Genomic DNA, 20625 nt, shown 5'->3' on the forward strand with positions numbered 1-20625 from the left:
CGGCTTCCCTCCGCCGGTGACCAAGGCGAGCGCGGGACGCTTTTCGAACTGACGATCACGCCGCGTCCCTTCAGCGACGGCAACGAGGCGCCTGCGGTCTACCTGCACCTGCATACTCTTCGTCAGGTCAGCCCACACAATGCCTCACGCTTCGCTTTGACGACCTCGCCGCCGCTCACATCAAGAGCAAAGAGCAAAGGAGTCTGGGTTCGCGCTGGGAGGAACTCCAGCAGCTATGGGGCAACACCGACGCCCGTGTGCATCGAGGCCCTGTGGACCAGGAACTGCTGGGCGTGTTGCTGCAGCGGGCAAAGGGTTCGCTGCAATGATGACAAGCCGCCGCTCGCGCTTTCAAGGCTCATCCTTGCAAATTCGGCGGCCAGCTCAGGTGCCTTTTGCCGTGCTGCTCGGACACGCTCGCGGTGTGACGGGCACTTCGACAAGCTCACTGCGCCCAGAGGAAAGAGGAGCCAATACAAGACCTTGAAAGGGTGACTCTCAGCCTCTCAGCTCTCTTCCCGCTCCGTGCTGTAGCGATCAACCAGTGCGCTAATGGCCTTCGACTGGCATGCTTCGGCCAACCCAGCCAGCCGTGTCGCGAAGGGCGTGTATGTCGAATTGTGGTGCTTTAGCTGGTCCGCCCACTCGCGGATGGCGCGCATGTTTCCGACACGCGCAAGGCGGCGAAGTTCTGACAACTCCTGCGGCGGCGGTACCACTTCAGTCGCATCGAACTCCGCTTGCATGGCCGCGGGCAACTGTGACTCGGGTTCTTCCCCAATCCATCGAATGCCCAGGAGACGGCCGATGGTCGCTAACAGCTGATGTTGATCGATGGGCTTGGAAATGAACGCGTTGGCGCCCGCCGTCAGGCACTGCACTTCGACCTCGTGTGCGGCGCTCGCAGACGTGGCAAGGATAGGCACTTCCGCCAGCTTGAGGGTGAGCCGAATGTGGCGCGTCGCTTCAATGCCGTCCATCACGGGCATCATGACGTCCATCATGATGAGATCGGGACGAGTCGTGCGGATTGCATCAAGGCATTCCGCACCGTTGGCAGCTTCTGATACCTGAAACCCCAGCGTGCCAAGCGAGTCAAGCAGCATGGCCCTGTTCTGTGCAACGTCGTCGACCACGAGTATCTTCTTTCGAGGACCTTCATACTCGATCGGGTTGCCACCAGTCTCCGCCAATGCCGCGCTGCGCGCCAGGACGGCGGACAGCTCAAGTTCGAACGAGAAGACGCTACCTTTTCCGAGCTGGCTGTTCACTTGAATCTCTCCACCCATGAGGCGGATCAGTTGGCGGCTGATGGCCAATCCGAGTCCGGTCCCGCCTTCACGTCGATCCGCATCGGCAACCTGCTCGAAGGGCTGGAACAGGCGAGCGAGTTGCTCCTCGCTCATGCCGATTCCGCTGTCGCGCACTTCGAAGTAAAGGCGGCACATCGAGTCCGCGCGCTCGGAAGAACCCTCAAGCCGACGAGCATCCGCAACCACCTGCACGCTCAATCCAACCTGGCCGGCGTCCGTGAATTTCACTGAGTTGGACAGCAGGTTCAGCAGCACCTGACGCAGCCGCTTCTCATCGACATGAACGACCGCCGGAAGCCCTGGGCCTGGCTGGCAGTTGAATGTCAGGCCCTTTTCTTCGGCCTTGACTCGCACGATGTCGGACATGACTTGCAAGAACACCGCAAGGTTGACATCGCTCGGAAACAGGTCGAGCTTGGCGGCATCGATTCGCGCCAAATCGAGAATGTCGTTGATGAGGGTCAACAGATGCTGGCCGCTCTCATTGATGATCTTGACTCCCCTCGCCTGTCGTTCGTTCAAGGACTTGTCGCGCTGAAGGATTTGTGCGAAGCCGAGGATGCCGTTGAGCGGTGTGCGCAGTTCATGGCTCATCGTCGCGAGGAAATCGCTCTTGGCTCTGTTGGCAACCACGGCGGCATCTTTTGCCCGTTCCGCGTCGGCGAATACCGTCTCCAGGTGCGCGATCGTGTGCGCGAGCCGTTGCGTCATCGTGTTGATGCTCGTGGCCAAGACACCGATTTCATCAGACGACTCCACCTCTGCGCGCGCGGACAAGTCGCCCGCGGCCACGCGACCGGCCACATCGGTCAGTCGCCGCACTGGCCCGACGATCCTGCGTCGGAACAGGAAGGCCATCGCCACGCCCAGCACGACAGCAAGGCAACCACCGGCCAGTGTCTGCGTTCGTACTTCGAAGAGTCTTTGCCGAGCCCGTGCCAGTTCGCTCTTCAGCTGGAACTGCTGGCGCGACGTCACCTTGTCCAGCAGGGCGATCATGCCTTCGGCCTGCGGAGCAACCCGGGTGCGGTACAGGAACAAGTCTTCGTAGGCATGATCGCCGTTGAGGGTGCTCACGATCTGCAGTGCGAGCTCGCCCACCCGGGCACGGTGGCCGGCGATTGTTTCGAGCCGGGCTCGCCCTTCGCTGGATAGCAGCGGTCTGAGCGAGGACAGAGAACTCCAGATCGTGGCGGTGGCGGCCAGTTGCGGTCCATAGGCGAGTTTGAAGTTCAGCTCGCCCGACGTGGCGTAGGCCATCAGGTTCGTTGCCATCGCATCGAACGACGCTTGGAAGGCCAAGAGGCCGGCAATCTGGTCGCGGTACAGCGCCCCGGGGTCACGCGCCTTTTGCAGGCTGATGATGGCATCGATCTCATCGAAGATTTGCACGCGCAATTCCTGCAACTCGACGCGGGCGATGCGCAAGGCGGGTCGATTCTTCAACGGGTCGTCATGCAGATCGAACAATTGCTGCGGAAGCTTCGACCATTGTTCGTAGATCTGTGTCAGCTGGGCGATCCACTGCGCCTCATTGACCTCGGGTCGGCTCGCGGACATGGCCTGAAGGGAGGCGAGGCTGCGCTCGAATTCGAGCCGGGCGGCGTGGTATTGCTCGATGTCCAGCTTGTCACTGACGACAAGGTAGCCGCGAATGTGCAGCTGCATCTTCAGGAGACTGGCCTGCGCCTGTTCCGACGCAATCCATGCCGGTGCACGCACTTCCTCGGTGAGATTGATGTCATCAGTGGCGCTTCGGCCTGCAACTAGCGCCAGCAAGACGACAAGCAACGTGACACTGGCCAACGCACCAAACGCCAGCAGGAGTTTCCCCCCCACACCCAGCTGCACGACTTGGAAGGCGTTACGCGAAATCATGGAAGGCCCAGGGACGCACGATACGTCTGCCGCTGCGCCTCGCGGCCGAGGCGCAGTGTGATCTCCTCGAAGTCCACGGCGGTGGCCTTCAATGCCGCCTTCGGCGTCGACTGCCCGCCGGCTGCTTCAGCCAGATGCAGATTGAACGCCTGCAAATAGCTGTACGTGCCGGGCATGCGCAGATATGGCTGCTGCAGCGGATTGCTGAAGTTCTCGTAGTAGGCGTGCAGAAAGTCGCGCACGTCGGCTTCGTTCCAGTCGGCTTTCAGGTAGCCGCTGATATTCGCGGTGCCGTCGGGCGGCAGGAAGTGGTAGGTGCGCCCCGGGTCGATGCCATCCCACCCGCGGAAAGCGTAGACCATCGACTTCTCCTTTGTCGCCAGAAGGGCGAAAAGGTAGTAGGTGGCCTCGGGGGATCTCGATTGCTTGGATATCACCCCCGCCCAGGAGCCGCCAGTGGTGTTGCCAACCCGGTTGACCGTATTGCTTTGGACCCACGTTCCGCTCTTGATGCTGAAGTACTGGGTGACGCCCGGCACGGACGCGACACCGACCTTGCCTTTGACCCGGCTGCCTTCTTGCTGGGCGAGGGCTCCGAGGTCGCCCCAGGTGAAGCTCAGCGCGGCGCGGCCCGCCAGAAAGTAGTCCCAGTTCTTGCCAGACTCCCATCCGAGCATCTCGCGGGGTCCGAACTGCACGAGGTCGACCAGCGTCTCCAGCGCGCGCACGTGCCCCGGGCTTTCAATCAAGGGCTTCATGGTGACCGGGTCGAACCAATACAGGTGCGGATTGTCCGGTCCGATCACGAATGGCGCCGACAAGGACAAGAAATGGAACATGCCCTGGTTGCCGGCTTTCAGCGCAAGGGTGACGCCGTGGTCGGGCACGCCGTCGCCGTTGAGGTCGCGGCCATTGAAGTATTCGGCGACGTCGCGGAACTGCGCCCACGTCTTCGGCACATCGAGCGCGTACCCGTACTTTCGCTGGAAGGCCTCGCGGTGAACTGGGTCGGCCAGAAGGTCGCGACGGTAGTACATCACCTGACCATCGTGGTCGTTGGCGATCATGTACTTCTTGCCACCGTACGACAAAAGTTTTCGTGGCCCGGGGAGCACATCGTTGATATCCCACTTCGGAAAGCGTGGGTCTTTGTAGAACTTGTCGTAGGCGAGGATATAGTCGCCGGCCACGAGTTCGCCCAGCCACCAGGCACTGGCGAGCAAGGCGTCGTACTTGCCTGCACGGTTGGTCACGTCGGCGTAGAAGTTGTCGAACAAGTCCAGCGACGCGACCTGGACGATCTTGAGGCTGGCGCCGGTCGCGCTCTCGAATTCCTCTTTCGCCTCGAAAACCGGCACGGCGATCACGCTTTTGGGCAACAGCACTGTCACCGTCTGGCCCGCGAAGGGGCAAGAGCCCGGTTTGCACGCCGGCATCAAGCGAGGCGGAACGATGGCGCTCGGCTTGACCACGGTGACGCCAGAGCTCCCATACTGGTTCGCGTCCGACGCCGCGGCCGCGGGCTGGGCTGCGGGCTGCTGAGCCAGTGCCCGCGAGGCGATCAGCGGCACGACGGCAAGCAGCGCCCACGTCCACAACCGCGAGCGAGCACTGAATCTGGGCCGTGAATCTTGCGAGGTTTGCATCGACATTTGGCGAGCTCCGTGATGTCACCGTTAGAGTCCCAGGGAATTCCGGTAGTCGCTTCGCTGTCGTTCTCGTCCGAGATCGCGTGCGATTACCTCTCACATCGCGCCAACTGCAGGAGTCTCATGCTACGCCCACGCACCGTCAGTGTGAAGTTTCGTTGCAAGCCCGAGCCTGGGCATCGGCGGGCAACTACCAATTGCTTTGCTCGGCGTGGTGCAAGCATTGCAGGAACCGGTCGTTGGAACATCACGAAAGCATCGGTCGCGTCGCCTGGGCGGGATCCCCGACCCACACGCCAATGGCACTGAAGTTGTCCTGCCGCGGCACGGCGCGTGCTTCGATTCGCCGCTGCATCGACGCAAGCCAATCGTCCGCCCCTGATGCGTCGGCCAGCGTGTCCAGGATGCAGCTCTCATCGAGCGAACCCCACCAGCCGTCGCTGCACAACAGGAAGGCATCGCCCTCCTCCAGCCCGACCGGATTCGGCGCGGTGTGCGGTTCCACGTCGTCGTCAATGCCGAGCGCGGCGATCAACTGATTCTTCTGCGGATGTGCCTCGGCTTGCTGCGGTGTCAGCAAGCCGGCATCGACCATGCGTTGCACGACGCTGTCGTCGGCGGTGAGCAGGCTGAGCGTGCCGCGACGTGCGCGATACAGACGCGAGTCGCCGACGTGCGACCACAGCGCGCAGTTGCGTGCGCCGTCAATCCACAGTGCGACGACGGTGGAATGCATGCGGTTGAATCCCTCGGCTTGGCCCTGGTTCAATTGCACCTGGACGTGTGCCGACAGAACGGCTTTCGTCAGCGACTCTGCACTGAATCGCGCAACCGCGTCATGCAACGCCACCTCGAGGTGATCGACGGTTCGCCGCGCCGCCTCGGCACCACCACGATGACCGCCGGCTCCATCGGCCAGCACGGCGAGCCACAGCGCGCCGTCGCGGCCGACACGCACCTTGTCCTCGTTGCGTTCTCGCTGCCCCAATTCGCTGCGTGTGGCGATCGTGATGTTCAGCAAGGCTCTTACTTCGACGGCGTGGAGTCGTCGCGCCGCAAGCGCTCGAGTTGCTGCTCGTAGGCCGCCAGGAAGGCCTTGCCGAACAGCGCTTGAAAGTCGTCCTGGGCCTCGTCCCGAATGGCCCCGTGGTGCTGCAGGTACAGATCCCACAGCCTGGCCTTGCGGTTCATCGGCAGCACGCTGTCGAGGACCGACTTGCCGGCCAGTTTCGCTTCGAGCTCCCCCGGTGCAAAGCGGTTGAGCACGCCTTCCAGCGCGGCGCGCGTGCCGGCCATGGTCCCTATGGCATGGCCCACAAGGTCGTTCATCGCATCGGTCATCGCTGCCGGGCCGGGCATAAAGCCACGCAAAGGCGGTTGCAGCATTTGCTCAAGCGCAGATTGGGCGTCCGGCGAGAACTTCAGCGGGTTGTTGTTGCGTGGGCGAATGACCGTGACCTGCGCATGCAATTCATTCCGCGTGGCCGAACGCACTGCCATCAACTGCAAGGCGCCTTCTGCGGCAGAGCGCAGAAGCATGCCGGCGGCGCGCATCAGTTCGGGGTTGGGGCCTTGGGGTGGATTCAGCTTGATGCCCGCACCTTCGCAGAAAGCCGCCCACATCGATGCGGCGTCACCATTCCATGCTTCGGCGGCTTGAGCTGCTCCCTCGTCAAGCGGCGCAGGCGCTTGCGACTCCGGATCGGGCTGCGCAGGAACCGCTGCCGGCTCTGGTTCCGGCATCGACTCGACCGCTGGCTGACTCTGCACAGCCACGGGCTTTGGAGGGATGAACGCAGCTTGCAACTCAGGCGCGTGATCAGGCGAGGTCTGCGCAGGAAGCGGCGCAGGCGACTTGTTCTTCGCAGCGCCGAACAAAGCCAGCGGATCGGTGGACAAGGGCGCCCCCCCACCGGCATCACGCCCACCGTGTGCTGGCGTGGTACTGCCCATGAACTCGGCCAGAGGATCATGCGATCTGCCGGACTTCAAGCCGAAGATCTCGTCGATCGATGGCGGCGCGGCGCTCGGGATCAGATCATCAAAAAGGCCTGACCCACTTCGCGGTGGTGATTGCACAGGCGCTGTCGCTGTCGCAGCCGGCACTGCAAAGGGATCGAAGTCATCCGGCAGCCGCGACGGGGCCGAACCCACGCTCGACAGCGATGACTCTCTTTGCAGCTTGGGCGCTGGCGATGCAGCTTCACCCAGCAGATTTGCAAACGGATTGCTATGCGACAAGGGCGACCCCAGGTCGCCGAGCGGCATCGGTGCCACGGCGGCCAGGGCAAGAAGGTCGCTCTTCACATGGGACAGGGCCCGACAATGCGCGATCGTTGTCGCGTCGCCCTCACGCGCTGACTCATCGATCACTTCCAGCAGGTATCCGCCGATGCGCACCTGATCACTGTGCATCAGTGGCGCAGACTCACCCTGCCCTAGCGGCTGGTTGCGCACGAGGATGGGGTTGGCACTGCCGACGTTCTTGATCACATAACCCGAGCGGCCGGCGATGATCTCCGCCTGCTTGCGGGAAATGTGCCGAACCGGGTCGGGCAGCGCCATGGTGTTGTCGTCTGCCCGGCCAATCGTGCCGCGGAAGTCGAACTGAGCAGTGATCGGCTGCGTCAGCGGCAGATCGTTGAGCGACACGGCGCGCAAGGTCAAGGTCATGGTGAGTTCGTCCCTCGTGACGTCGTGCTACCGATGAATGAGCGCATCGTCATCCTCGATGCGCATCCCATCAATGAACGAAAGTCACTCTGGATTTGGCCCGGAATAAGTTTCGGGCCAAATCCTCTGCTCCTTGAATGGTTTCACGCCAGGCGTCGTTGCTGGCGCCACGATGGGGCGCATACCGGAAACAAGGGCGCGCCGGGAAGCTGCAGACACAGTTGCTGTGCGGCGACGAAACGCTGGCGCTGAGTACCTTCGCGCAGTACCTGCTTGCAATGCTCAGCAGTCGGCGGCCCACCCATGAAACAGCGCGCTTGCTCCGGCATCTGTGGCGCATGCACTTGCCACCAGCCTTGCACGCGGGCCTGATCAGGCCATGGCAGGCTCTCGTCATCGTCAAGCGCCACGTTATCGTCATCGGGATCGTCGTTGGGCCCCGTTTGCACGCCTTGCGGCGGCTTACGTTCCAGGTCGAGTGCGGCGAGATCGGCACCGGTGATCAGTGAGAACGATTCGCCCGCGATGCGCGCCAGCAAATCGTCGCTCATGAGTTCGATGAGCCACGGAATGAACTGTGTGTCGCCCAACAGGCCGCAAGCGCGAATCACGTGCCGCTTGAGCCCCGCACCCCGCGTCGTGGACTGCGCGATGCGCTGCACGATTTCGCGGCCGCGATGGAATTCGGTAACGAGCAGCAACAGGCAGCTTGCCTGTTCGCGAAACGCACCTTCGCGCAGAGCAGCGGCCTCCAGCGCGATCACTGCCTCGCCGCGATCGCCGAGCAGGCAGGCCGCTGCTGCGGCACGAAAGGCGACCTCTTCCGCGGAATCGGCCAGGGCACCGAGCGCCTCCCCGATGACATCGACACGTCCGAGTTCGCCGCCTGCACGCAAGGCCGCCCCTCGCAAGGCGGTGGCATCGTCTCCCAGCGCCGACAGCAGGGGCATTCCAGGATCGACACCATGCAGCCGGCAAGCGGCGATGCCAAGTTCGCGGCGAATCGCATCAGGCGACTCGAGCATCGGGCGCACGAGCCCTTGCAGTAGCGGCGCCGAGACCCAACCGAAGGCTGACAACAGGCCGCGCTTCGCCTCAGGCAGCGCGGCGCTGAGAGCGATCAACCGATCCAGGACGGCGGCGTCGCGTTCATCGATCGCACGCACAGCCGACGCAAACACTTCGCCGGCGCCGGGTCGCTCGAGCGCCGCGGTGCAAATGGCCCGGCCATAAGGGCCTGCAACCGCCAAGCCGTCAAGATGTGCCGCGATGCGCTCGTCCAAGCGCTGCAAATGCCGCAGCCGCACATGCGGCGCCCGCACGAGTACGGATCGCACATGTCGAAGCATGGCGCTTTCTTCGGCGTGCTGTTGCACGACCACGGGGATCGGTGGTCGTTCCAGGGTGTGTGTCATCGGCCGAAGCCTGTCCGATCAAACTGCATTCCGGCAGATGCTGCATCGAGGAGCACGCTCATTGCAAGGGCCGAAAGTCACTCACATTCCAGTCTCGCCTGAGAGACACATCCCGAATGTCGACCATGTGCATGGCGTGAGAGGCTGAGAGTTTTTCGAGCGTGCCCGCACGAAATGAACTGCGTGTCGCCCAGCAGGCCGCAAGCGCGAATCACATGCCGCTTGAGCCCCGCACCAAGCATCGTGGACTGCGCGATGCGCCGCACGAGTTCGCGGCCGCGATGGAATTCGGTAACGAGCAGCAACAGGCAGGTAGCCTGTTCGCGAAACGCACCTTCGCGCAGAGCGAAGCCCGTCGCTATGAAAAATCCCCCACCAGATAGGGAATGAGCGGCGGATTGTTCGGGTCGCCGTTGACAAGGTGCCGACTGCTTATCGGCAGGTCAATGCCTTCAGGCACGGCATTGAATTCGTTGTCGATGATGACGAATTGCGTCTCAACCAACTCCCCTGCAGCGAGCTCGTAGACCAATCGGAAGAACGCCGCAATCACCTCCGGGTTTTCGACCGAGCTGACGTTCTTGGTCGGTGTGTCAATGATGAGCACGGGCGGCAACTTAGCGTCACCAGTTCGCGCGCAGACCCGGTGCAAGGCCAGCGCGTAGCAGGTCTTAAACAGCGCTTTCATTCCGCCGCTGCCAGCGTTGTCGAAGGAAAGCACCACAAGGGCTTCGTTCACCCCGAGAGGAATGCGGGGATAGAAGGTCGCGGGGTCAATCTCCACGCGATAGTTAGCTCTGACGTCTGGAAACTTGGCTCGCACCAGGCAGTCGAGGAAAAGCTCGCCAAGTAGGTCAACATTCTTTCGGTCGTTGAAAGCTGACTTCTTGGCAGCCTCGAGCTTGGCCCGCAGCTCGGCTTCGTCAATCTTCAACGCCTCCGCCTGCGCCTGTTGCTCTTGGAGCACGTCCGGCAGCTTTCGGTATTTCATCATCGCATCAAGCCGCTGCTCTAAGGTCGCTACAGCGCGCTCGTGCTGCAACGCCTGAGAGAGGAATGCCGAGTCGTACTCCTTCAGCCTGACCTCCAGCGAGCGGTCCGCTGCGTTTCGCTCCGCTGCTATCTCGCCGGCGCGAAGCTGAACGGCCCGCTTCTGAGCACGCATGCGAACCAAGGTCTCCTTCAGCTCTGCCTGACGAGCCCGCAGGTCCTCGTTGACCACTGATTCGCCAAGAGCGCCCCCTGCATCGGTGATGTGCTCAGGCTGTCCGCAAACCACGCAGAGTCCAGCTTCTCGGCCGGGGAGGGTTTGGGTGCATCGAGGGCACGACGAAAAATCTACGCCCCCGAGAACCATCCGCGCGGATGCAGTTCGCTGGAAGCGAACCGAAAGCATCTGCAGCTCGTTTGTATGACGTTCAAGCTCCCCGATGCGGAGGTCGATGTCCGAAGATGCCTGCTCAAGCGCAATCTGTTCCTGGGCAAGGCGTCGCGCGTGGTCTCGCAGTTCCTCCGCAGCATGCGGCGCTGGCGAACGTTGCTGCCTCGCTGCCTGTGCGGCCGCGCGCGCATGGTCGATTTCAGCCTTGGTCGATTCAATCTTGGTGTCATAGGCGTTGATATCGTCCAGGCCCGCATCCATCAGCGCCTTTGCAAGCGCCTGAGCGCCAGACAACAGCCCCAAGCGCTGCTCACGGACTTCCTGAAGCCGCGATTCCAGCTCAGCAACTTGTTCCGTGCGATAGCCGAGGACGTATCGCAAAGCGTCGACGCTCTTGGCACGGATTGGGTAGTTGTCTGAGTCCAGCCGGAAGAAGACGTTGTCCATCCCCTCCTGGTCGAGATAGCAAAATCGAAACAGGTCTCGGAAGCTCAAGCGTTCGAGTCGCTCGTCGGGCGTTCCCTTACGCCGACGTACGTATGGCGGTTCCTCGTTCGCAAGAAAGAAAAGCAGGTCGGACAACACCACGACGCCCGAATTGGGCAGAACTTCGTTGGTGCCCGTTCTTGCAGGGATGAGCACTTGCAGAGTCTCATCGCCCTCCTGCCAGGCCGCCATGACCTGATTCGAGTCCCTGTCACGATGCAACGTCACGGGGACGTCGTTGATGGACATCTCCAACGCCGCCGAGACCATTTCCGCCTGCAAGGCCGGTGTCCAGGCATAGGTGCCACCAAGGCAAAAGTCGATGAGCCGCCCGATGCTGGATTTACCAGACCCGATGGGGCCGAAAAAATAGATGACGCCCGGCAAGTCGATTCGTTCAATCGACCTGTGAAGCGACAGATGGAGCTTCTTTAGCGCTAGTCTCATATGGCGATTTCCTCCCCCCACTTCATATCGGTCAATTCGGGGAACGTGGCGTACATAAAGTTCTTAAGGTCCGTCCCGCTGCGATTTCCAAAGCTCTTCGCTACGAGCTTCGCCCGGAAGGCGAGACCCTCGAGCGGCTCTTGGTCCGCGAGTGCTGTAGCCATGGATTGCCCCTCCGGCGTAGGCCAGAGTTGAACCGTCTTGCCTTTGACATCTACGGCCACGAGCCCTCGGGCCGCCATCAGGGCGACCCATCGGCGATATCGGTGGTCCCAAGGGCCGTACCGGAACCGAACCATCTTGCTTTCGATGGTCGTTCGCTCAAACTCGGCCACCTCCGCCTTGCCCGGGTCCTTGCCGGCCGCCGTCAATGCACGCTCAAGGCAGTTGGGGTAGCGCAGCAGAAAGTCCAGCTTTGCAAGCTTTGTCAGCCCCTCGACAGGCCGGCCTTTGTCGCCACTGTGTGCGGCCATCAGCAGCAGCAGCCTTGCCATGTGCAAGTTGTCATCCCGCTCGGTTGCTGCGAGCGCGCGAGCAAGTTCAAGTGCCATCTTGGGTCTCCTCTTCCAGCGGGGTTCCCCATGCGAACTTGCACTCGCCCGAAAGCATGCCGGCGATGCCCATCAGGGTGTCTTTTGGCTCGCGACAAACGCGCTCTGGCTCCTCCTTCGCAATGCTGTCCATTCGCTGCAGGATTTGCTTGTAAATCGCGAGGCCACGCGTCTTCTCATCGGCATGGTCAAAGGCCATCGCCTCGACGTCCTTGCACTCGACCAGCACGGTGCTGACGAGTTGATTCGCGATGGCATCAAAGCCATCGGGCTCCATCAGGGCCCGTTCCATCAAACGCTGGTCAGCCGAGTCCATGCGCATCCGCAATGGCTCAAACTGACTACCGAGGTAGGCATTGCGCATTTTTCGGTTGAGCACTTCAGCTCGGCCAACCGTGGCACCGATGTCTATGCCCGCTCCACTGTCGACAAACCGGAAGGTTGGCTGTCGAACGCGGGCCATCAACTCAGCTGCTGACTCTGGGGTGATGCATTTGCCTCGAATCGCGGCGTCGGGTCGACCGTTGGTAGCGAGATACGCGACGGCACCGTCTATCCCGTCGAGGCGCAATCTGCAAGCGCCTTGGACAAGCCCTATCAACTCGTCCCTCAGACGGCAGCACGAAACCGTTGTTAGCCCCGCGCAGCCAGGCAGCTTCGGGACAATCGACGCGGCCAAGGTGTCGTCATAACCGCGAAGGACCGGCCCCTGCGCAAACCTGAGCTTGCGTAGCACCTGGAAGAGCACCGTCGCATCGCCGTCGGTCTTGCCGACAAGCCCGGAAAAGGCCCCTCTGTACGGCTCTTCCAGCTCAGAATGAGTTGAAGCCAAGGAGCAGCACTGAATGAGTCGGTCAGGGCTCGCCGCAAGCGAGTCATGCCTTTTCGTCGTTGCCGCCGGCACATAGGGTGCGGCGTTCGAGATGAACTCGTAACCGTCGATGGCAGCTCCGTGCATCTTCTCGAACGCGCAGAACCGGGAGACAGAGTCGACCAAGGCATCGTCGCTCCAGCGCCAGTGCGCGTTCTCCCGGCTGTCAGTCTTGACCTGGACCGCGATGTAGCGGCCAGTCAGCAGTTCCAAAAGATAATCGTCATGATGCTCGCACCATAGAGCACGTACTGCTCGTTTCCCACTCAGACTCTGCGCGAGTAGCCACACGCCGATGGCCCATTGATAACGAAATCGCTCCTGGGTTTCGTCTCCTCGGTCCGAGGGCGCCGTCGCAAGTCCATCGACCTGTTCCGGCAACCCAAGTGGCAAAGGTTCTTTATTTTTCCGTTCCATTTGCCCTCCTCCCAAAAATCCGCCCGGCAGGGCAACAACCAACTGCAACGTCACGAGGCCGCCCAGTCTGTCGACAACGACTCCGCCTGCTTCAATACCGTCTCCGTCGCCTCGTCCTGCCGGTCCGGCGGGTACTTGTAGCGCTTGAGCAGGGTCTTCACCATCACCCGCAGCCGAGCACGCACCGTTTCGCGAACTGACCAGTCCACCGTCACCGAGGCTCGCAGCTTCATGGTCAGTTCCACTGCAATCTTCTTCAACGTCTCGTCGCCCAGCTCCCGCACCGCCGCTTCGTTCGTCGCCAGCGCGTCGTAGAAGGCCATCTCGTCGCCGTTCAGGCCGAGCCGCTCGCCCTGCATGGCGGCCTCGTGGAACTTCTTGGCCATCTCGATAAGTTCTTCAATGACCTGCGCGGTCTCGATGGCGCGATTACGGTAGCGCTGCAGGCTGAGCTGCAGCAGCTCGGAGAACTTGGCTTGCTGCACCACGTTGGTCTTGAAGCGCGATTTGATGTCGTCTTTCAGCAGGCGCTCCAACAACTCGACCGCCAGGTTGCGTTCTTTCATGTGGCGCACGTCTTCGAGAAATTCCTCGGACAGGATGCCGATGTCGGGACGGTTCAGGCCTACGGCTTTGAAGATGTCGATGACCTCGGCGCTGACCACGGCCTTGCTCATGATTTGGCGCAGCGCGTGTTCCTTCTGCTCGTCGCTGAGCTTTTTGCCCGAGCTGCCGAACTTGGTCAGCGCGGCCTTCACGGCCTGCAGGAAGGCCAGCTCATCGCGATGGGTCAGCGCGCCGTCCAGCGTGCAACACAAGGCGAAGGCCTTGCTCGCCGACAACACCGTGTCGGCGAAGCGCTTCTTGCCGTCATCCAGCCCCAGGATGTGATTGGCCACGCCGGGCAGCAACTGCCAGGCCTGGGCGCGGAACGCCGTGTAGTCGAAGCCGTGCAGCATGTCGTGCAGCACGTCCATCTTCTCCAGCAGCACGGCCAGCGCATCCTCGGCGGCAATGGTGGGACAGCCCTTGCCCTTGGCCTGGGTGTAATCCTTCAGTGCGGCCTTCAGCTCGTTGGCGATGCCGATGTAGTCGACCACCAAGCCACCGGGCTTGTCCTTGAACACGCGGTTCACCCGGGCGATGGCTTGCATCAGGTTGTGGCCCTTCATCGGCTTGTCCACGTACATGGTGTGCATGCACGGGGCGTCGAAGCCTGTCAGCCACATGTCGCGCACGATGACCAGCTTGAACGTGTCGGACGGGTCCTTGTAGCGGCGCTCCAGGCGCTTCTTGACGTCCTTACTGTAGATGTGAGGCTTGAGCAGCGCCTTGTCCGAGGCCGAGCCGGTCATGATGACTTTGATGGCACCCTTCTCGGGGTCCGGGTCATGCAAGCTCGGTCGCAGCGCGACGATGGCGTCGTAGAGGTGGACGCAGATTTCGCGGCTCATGGTCACCACCATGCCCTTGCCGTCCAGGCTAGCCAAGCGGTTCTCGAAGTGCTCCACCAAGTCGGCCGCCACCTTCTGGATGCGCGGCGGCGCGCCCACCAGTTTTTCCAGCGCGGCCCAGCGGCGTAGCTGCGCGGCCTTGGCGGTATCGTCTTCTTCGTCCTCGGTCAGCTCATCGACCTCGTCGTCCAGCTCGGGCGTTTCGGCGTCTTTGAGCTCCAGGCGGGCCAGGCGGCTCTCGTAGTAGATGGGCACCGTGGCGCCGTCCTTCACGGCCTGTTCCACGTCGTAGATGTGGACGTAGTCGCCAAACACCGCGCGCGTGTCCCGATCTTCCAGTGACACCGGCGTGCCGGTGAAGGCCACAAAAGTGGCGTTGGGCAGGCCGTCGCGCAGATGCTGGGCATAGCCGTAGCGCACGTTGCGCAGCAGCTTGTACTCGGCGGCTGGCTCGGCTGCTTGCAGCACCATCGGCTCGTTGGCGGCCGAGGCCTGGCGCGCGTCTTTCAACTGCTTCTGCAGCTTGGGCATGCTGGCTTGAAAGCCGTACTGGCTGCGGTGTGCCTCGTCGCAGATGACGACGATGTTGCAACGGTCCGAGAGCACGGGGAACACATCCTCGTCCTCGCCCGGCGTGAACTTCTGGATGGTGGTGAAGATGATGCCGCCCGAGGGCCGGTTGGTCAGCAGCTCGCGCAGCTTGGGTCGCGTGTCGGCCTGCACCGGCGTCTCGCGCAGCAGCTCGGACGCACCGGCGAACACACCGAAGAGCTGGTTGTCCAGGTCGTTGCGGTCGGTCACCACTACCAGGGTCGGGTTGCCCATCATTGGGTGCTGCATCAGCTTGCCGCCCAGGCAGGTCATCTCGATGCTCTTGCCTGCCCCCTGGGTGTGCCACACCACGCCGCCTTTGCCCTTCTTGGCCGGGTCGCCGCCGGGCGCCGAGGCCTGCAGCACGCTGGCCACCACGGCACGCACCGCATGGAACTGGTGGTAGCCGGCCACTTTCTTGACCAGTTGCCCCTCGTCCTCGAACAGGATGAAGTGCCGCAGGTAGTCCAGCAGCAGCTCGCGCTGAAATAGGCCATACACCAGGGTCTCCAACTCGCGCATGCCACCCAGCGGGTCCACGGTGACGCCGTCGATGGTGCGCCAGGCCATGAAGCGCTCTTTGTCGGCGGTGAGCGAGCCCACGCGGGCCTCGATGCCATCGCTGATGACCAACACACCGTTTGGCACGAACAGGTCCGGAATGTCTTCCTTGTAGGCCTGCAGTTGGTTGAAGGCTGACCAGATGTCGGCGTTCTCGTCGCCTGGGTTCTTAAGCTCCAGCACGACCACGGGCAGGCCGTTGAGGAACAACACCACGTCCGGCCGGCGGTTCTTCTTCGGGCCTTGCACGCTGAATTGGTTCAGGGCCAGCCAGTCGTTGCCGGCCACGTTCGACCAGTCCACCAGGCGCACCCGGTCGCCGCGCGTCTCACCAGCCTTCTGGTACTCCACCGGCACGCCTTCAGCCATCCAGCGGTGTATCTGCCGGTTGGCCTGCAACTGGCCAGGGACATTCGGGTTGAGCACCATGCGCGCAGCTTCATCCTGGGCGCCCGGCGGAATGTGCGGATTCAGACACCGAATGGCGTCGCACAGCCGGTGTTTGAGCACCACCTGGCGGTAGGTGTCGCGGTCGCTGCCCGCGGTCTTCGAGTCGGGTGGGGAAACATCCGGGCCATGAGCAACCTCCCAACCCAAACCGGAAAGCCACTGCAGGGCTGCCTGTTCAACATGGTCTTCAGTGACTACGCTCACGGCGCCTCCCCACTGCCGGCGGACCCAACGGTCTTACGACTGTGCTGATAGTTCTTGGTCTCGAACAGAAAGTCCGCGAGCGTCACTGCGGTGTACACGGCCAACTTCGCATGATGACGACTCGGCCGATAGGACGTCGCGTGGGCATCGCCCATCTTGTTGCGTACCGCAGCCAAACCGCCAACGACGCTGACCAGCCCGGACAGAATCTGCCGCAGGGAATCGGATATGTCCTTACGGTCGGGCTCTAAATTCAGCAGTTTCTGCACACGCTTGTAGAGACTCTGCAGATTTCCGTCGTAGTCCGGCGCCGCCGCATCGGCATCCTTCTCGATGCCGATGAGCACGCTCTCGACCAGCGAGCGCGCGTTGGTGATGGCGCCTGAGTAGTCGCCATCGGCAAGCTTGTCCTCGCACTTGCGGATGTTGTCATCGATGGCCAATTGAGTCAGTTCGTGCGACACCTTGGCCGGCGCCGTGAGCTTGACACTTCCTGCGCCGAACTCGCGCACCTTGTAGGTGAGGCCGTCCAGAACCAGTTCGAAGCCGTCGAACTTGAGGTGTTCATTCAGCTTCTGGATGACCGGGGCGGCTTCCATGTTCGCCTTCAGAAAGGCCCGTGGGTCCATCGCCGCAACGATGGCCTGCTTCAGCGACGCATGCCCATTGAGTTCTCGAAGCTTGTCTCGGGCGTACATGCGTCGCGTGGGGAAGCCGCCGCCGGCCGGGTAGACCTCGCGAGCGCCAAACTGGTTGAAGAAGTTCACGAGCTGCGGTCCGCTGCGATACGGCGCGCCGTCGAGGTCTCCGGCGACCAAGTTTCCGAGGAATTCAAGCGTGTACTCCGACACTCGCATGGCCGCTCACCGCCTCAGGCGATGACCTCCGCGACCTGTTCCTGGGCATCGGGCAGGCGGAGCTTGCCTGAGATGAGGCGGGGCAGCAATTCGTCCCGTACGGCACTTAACGAGCCTGCATGTGCGTGGTTGAGTGTGATTCTGCTTTCCAGCGGTCCGACAATTTGCTCAAAGGCGTGCAGCACTTCGTCGGACGGGCTCAGCAGTGGCAGCGCTTCCAGGATGCCTGTGTTCAGGTTGGGCATGGTTGCGCCAACCGCATGGCGCTGCAGCCATTCAAGGGCGGTTGGATGGGCAAGCGCCTGCGAGAGGTAGGCGGGCGACTTGGCCTGAGTGCCGGGGCGCACGAGCAGGCACCCGGTGCCGCAGAGCCATCCAACCTCACGTTTAGAGACAGTGGCATGCCGGCCAACATCGCCCCGGCGACTGAACACGATATCGCCCACTGCCAGTTTGTGCCTTGCAAGGCGGTCTGCGTCGGCTTGCGGAACGCGAGCGATTCGAGCTTCAGACACACGACGGTCTTGCATGTCTTGTGGCATCACGACGGGTATGCCCTCTTCGACGTAATCGCTCGCGTGCAACTGGCTGCCAAAGGGGCCGGTCTGAATCGACCCTTTGGCAGCCGCGCAGACTGCGCCCAAGTTCGAACGCGTCCACCCTTTCGGAATCGACCCCAACGCCGATTCCTCGAACTCGGCCGGAAACAGCGCCGCCAAGGCCGCATCCATGCCCTCCGGCTCACGAACTTCGGCCTTGGCGCGCACCGGGTCAAAGTCGATGAACCAGCTCTTGAAAAGGGCTTGGGCGATGGACGCGAGGGTGACGTTGGTTTGGCGCAGAAGGTCGATACGAATGTCGAGTGACTTCAACATTGCCGCAATCTGCCGCTGCTCTTCGACACATGGAAGGCGCACTAGAGCCGTGTGAAGGTGGTTCCGATTAACGCCTGGGACCGCCGCTTTGTCGCTGAACTGATGGAAGTTGACCGTGCGTAAGAGATACGAAACAAACCTTGGGTCATTTCCCTTGAAATCTTGGACGTACAGCGCCGTATTGAGCGGCCAGAAGTCTTGCTCGACGAAGAACACCGAACCAATCGTTCCATACCGGCCGGTGACTACGCCGGGGCCTTTCACTTTGGCCTCCGCATGCGTATCGCTAAATCCAGAAGAGGAGATGATGGGCACGATGCCGGCACGCCGTTCCTTTGCAGGAAGGTCATATCCACGCTTCAACGTGACTGCGTCCCCGAGGGTGCATTCTTGCCAGTCAGATTGCATAGCCAAGGCCCCCAAGCTTCTCCCGAATCGCCGCATCGAGTTGGGCACCCTTGGTCATTTGCTCGGACAGCAACGCTGTCAGCCGCTCCATTTTTTCGTTGAAGGCTTCGTCGCCATCGCCCACTTCCTCTGCGCCGACGTAGCGCCCCGGCGTCAACACGTAACCGTGCTCGGCAATCTCGGCCAATTTCACCGCTCGGCAGAATCCTGGCACGTCGGCAAAGGCATCGCCAGAGCAGTCCTCGCCATCCTGCCGCCAGCGGTGCACGGTAGCAGCGACGCGGGCGACGTCCTCGTCATCAAACACCCGGTTCACCCGCGATTCCATGCGGCCTAGCTTCCGCGCGTCGATGAACAAAACCTCGCCGCTACGGTCACGACCCCCCTTCCGCTTGTCCTTCGCTAAGAACCACAGGCAGGCCGAAATTTGGGTGTTGAAGAAGAGCTGCGGCGGCAGGGCCACCATCGCCTCGACCACATCGGCCTCGACCATCGCCTTGCGGATGACGCCTTCATTGCTCTGATTCGACGACATTGAACCGTTGGCCAACACCACGCCGGCCTGCCCCCGAGGGCTCAGGTGGTGCAGGATGTGCTGCAGCCAGCCGTAGTTGGCGTTGCCGGCCGGCGGCGTGCCGTGCACCCAGCGGCGGTCATCCACCCCAGTCGCTGATGTTGAAGGGCGGGTTGGCCAGCACGTAGTCGGCACGCAGGTCGGGGTGCTGGTCGCGGTGGAAAGTGTCGGCCGGCTCCTTGCCGAGGTTGAAGTCCATGCCGCGGATGGCCAGGTTCATGGCCACCAGGCGCCAGGTGGTGGGGTTGGCTTCCTGGCCGTAGATGGAGATGTCGCCGAACTTGCCGCCATGGCTTTCGATGAACTTCTCGCTCTGCACGAACATGCCGCCCGAACCGCAGCAAGGGTCGTAGACCTTACCCTTGTGCGGCGCCAGCACTTCCACCAGCACCTTCACGACCGAGGCCGGGGTGTAGAACTGACCGCCCTTCTTGCCCTCGGCGTTGGCGAACTGGCCGAGGAAGTATTCGTAAACCTCGCCCAGCAGGTCCTGCGCCTTGGAGCCGCCGCCGAAGCCGATGGTGGAGATGAGGTCGATGAGCTCACCCAGCTTGCCAGGTTCCAGCTGCGCGCGGCCGAAGCGCTTGTCCAAGATGCCCTTCAAGCGCGGGTTGTCGGCTTCGATGGCATCGAGCGCCAGGTCGATGCGGGTGCCGATGTCGGCTTGCTTGGCGTTGGCGCGGACGGTCTCCCAGCGCGCCTGGCCCGGCACCCAGAAGACGTTGGCCATCGTGTAGTAGTCGCGCTCTTCGGAGGCCACGGCGCGGTCTTCGGCCTCGGGCAGGTAGAGCTCGTTGGCCTCGTCCTCGAAAGCATCCAGCAGCGACTCGCGGCGCTCGTCGAAGGCGTCGGAGATGTACTTGAGGAAGATGAGGCCGAGCACGATGTGCTTGTATTCGGCCGCATCCATGCTGGAGCGCAGCTTGTCGGCCGCGGCCCAGAGGGTTCTCTTGAGGTCCTGATTCATTCCGTCGTCGTGTCTGGGTTTTCTGTTCATCGACGCGGCTCCCTGTTCAGGCTGGCTAGGTCGTCGTCTTTTTCTTCGACCTGGTTGGCTTGCTGACTGGGGCCGCTGCCGCGTTGATGCCGTGCGTTTTGCAGTAGTCCAGCACCATGACCTCAACCATGGTGGCCAGGCTCCGGCGCTCACCCTCGGCCGCCGCAACCAAGGCGGCTTTCACGTCCGGCGGGACGCGAACGCTGACGACTTCGGTTTTGGTGACTGGCAAGAGGACTCCTGTGTGAAAAGCGCTAGCGTTTTGCGACATTGTGAATCATTGCTTGGTCCGCCGCACCCGGGTTTGCGTGTGAACGAGCGCAGAACGGCGCCGGCGTGCGAGCACATCGAGGCGGCGAGTCAGCCCTCGCTGGAGCACCGCGTCCGGTAGGACGTGCTGCGGCCTCAGCACGAACGACTGCCGGCAGGCTCATTGCCCGACGAATTGCCGCGTTGATGGCGGCGCCCACCAACTCATCGGTCGCGTTCGAGGATGGCTGCTGGGGACGTGAGTTGCATGTGCAGGCGCCAGCCAGGCAGGCCAGGGGCAGCACCTTCATCAACTGAACGAAT

The 20625-nt window shown here is 62.3% G+C and carries 13 protein-coding genes and 3 pseudogenes; 3 read left to right on the forward strand and 13 right to left on the reverse strand.

Going from position 1 to position 20625, the window contains the following annotated elements; translation table 11 throughout:
• Both AC30NL_RS07470 and AC30NL_RS07475 read left to right on the forward strand, forming a co-directional pair.
• Window positions 1-120 (forward strand): annotated as a pseudogene (locus AC30NL_RS07470) (hypothetical protein); the annotation flags it as partial.
• 35 nt (window positions 121-155) lie between these two features.
• Window positions 156-329 (forward strand): annotated as a pseudogene (locus AC30NL_RS07475) (hypothetical protein); the annotation flags it as partial.
• 177 nt (window positions 330-506) lie between these two features.
• On the opposite strand, the gene AC30NL_RS07480 reads toward AC30NL_RS07475, so the two are convergent.
• From AC30NL_RS07480 to AC30NL_RS07500, 5 genes are all read right to left on the reverse strand, one after another.
• Complete coding sequence (locus AC30NL_RS07480; RefSeq protein ID WP_489463380.1) at window positions 507-3191, reverse strand: ATP-binding protein; 2685 nt, start codon at window positions 3189-3191, stop codon at window positions 507-509.
• The gene (locus AC30NL_RS07485) at window positions 3188-4843 is read right to left on the reverse strand and encodes an ABC transporter substrate-binding protein (protein WP_489463381.1); all 1656 of its coding nucleotides are present in this window, start codon (window positions 4841-4843) and stop codon (window positions 3188-3190) included. Before AC30NL_RS07485 ends, AC30NL_RS07480 begins: the two co-directional genes overlap by 4 nt.
• Window positions 4844-5087: 244 nt before the next feature.
• Entirely contained in the window at window positions 5088-5861 is a 774-nt protein-coding gene (locus tag AC30NL_RS07490; RefSeq protein WP_489463382.1) for a PP2C family protein-serine/threonine phosphatase, read from the reverse strand.
• Window positions 5862-5866: 5 nt separating this feature from the next.
• Window positions 5867-7513, reverse strand: a complete 1647-nt coding sequence (tagH, locus tag AC30NL_RS07495; RefSeq protein ID WP_489463383.1) for a type VI secretion system-associated FHA domain protein TagH — start codon at window positions 7511-7513, stop codon at window positions 5867-5869.
• A 143-nt stretch (window positions 7514-7656) separates the two neighbouring features.
• Window positions 7657-8928, reverse strand: coding sequence for a TIGR02270 family protein (locus tag AC30NL_RS07500; RefSeq protein ID WP_489463384.1), 1272 nt, complete (start codon window positions 8926-8928; stop codon window positions 7657-7659).
• A gap of 161 nt (window positions 8929-9089) precedes the next feature.
• Between AC30NL_RS07500 and AC30NL_RS07505 the strand changes: the two genes are divergently transcribed.
• Window positions 9090-9311: a hypothetical protein gene (locus tag AC30NL_RS07505; RefSeq protein ID WP_489463385.1), complete on the forward strand. Its 222-nt coding sequence runs from the start codon at window positions 9090-9092 to the stop codon at window positions 9309-9311.
• Here AC30NL_RS07505 and AC30NL_RS07510 read toward each other — a convergent pair.
• The 8 genes and pseudogenes from AC30NL_RS07510 to AC30NL_RS07545 form a co-directional block, all read right to left on the reverse strand.
• On the reverse strand, window positions 9287-11242 hold the full coding sequence (locus AC30NL_RS07510) for a hypothetical protein (RefSeq protein ID WP_489463386.1): 1956 nt from the start codon (window positions 11240-11242) through the stop codon (window positions 9287-9289). The genes AC30NL_RS07505 and AC30NL_RS07510 overlap by 25 nt on opposite strands.
• Window positions 11239-11793: a hypothetical protein gene (locus tag AC30NL_RS07515; protein WP_489463387.1), complete on the reverse strand. Its 555-nt coding sequence runs from the start codon at window positions 11791-11793 to the stop codon at window positions 11239-11241. The genes AC30NL_RS07510 and AC30NL_RS07515 overlap by 4 nt, the downstream gene beginning before the upstream one ends.
• A complete protein-coding gene (locus AC30NL_RS07520) occupies window positions 11783-13135 on the reverse strand; it encodes a dsDNA nuclease domain-containing protein (RefSeq protein WP_489463388.1) in 1353 nt (450 codons plus the stop codon). Before AC30NL_RS07520 ends, AC30NL_RS07515 begins: the two co-directional genes overlap by 11 nt.
• A complete protein-coding gene (locus AC30NL_RS07525) occupies window positions 13132-16341 on the reverse strand; it encodes a type I restriction endonuclease subunit R (RefSeq protein ID WP_489463389.1) in 3210 nt (1069 codons plus the stop codon). The genes AC30NL_RS07520 and AC30NL_RS07525 overlap by 4 nt, the downstream gene beginning before the upstream one ends.
• Window positions 16338-17198, reverse strand: a complete 861-nt coding sequence (locus AC30NL_RS07530) for an abortive infection family protein (RefSeq protein ID WP_489463390.1) — start codon at window positions 17196-17198, stop codon at window positions 16338-16340. The genes AC30NL_RS07525 and AC30NL_RS07530 overlap by 4 nt, the downstream gene beginning before the upstream one ends.
• A 14-nt stretch (window positions 17199-17212) precedes the next feature.
• Complete coding sequence (locus tag AC30NL_RS07535) at window positions 17213-18436, reverse strand: restriction endonuclease subunit S (protein WP_489463391.1); 1224 nt, start codon at window positions 18434-18436, stop codon at window positions 17213-17215.
• Window positions 18437-18470: 34 nt separating this feature from the next.
• Window positions 18471-20022: pseudogene (locus AC30NL_RS07540) on the reverse strand (type I restriction-modification system subunit M).
• A gap of 55 nt (window positions 20023-20077) precedes the next feature.
• Entirely contained in the window at window positions 20078-20284 is a 207-nt protein-coding gene (locus AC30NL_RS07545) for a hypothetical protein (protein WP_489463392.1), read from the reverse strand.
• Window positions 20285-20625: the final 341 nt, after the last annotated feature.

The sequence above is a fragment of the Rhizobacter sp. genome, from assembly GCA_021153565.1.
In the GTDB taxonomy this organism is placed as follows: domain Bacteria; phylum Pseudomonadota; class Gammaproteobacteria; order Burkholderiales; family Burkholderiaceae_C; genus Albitalea.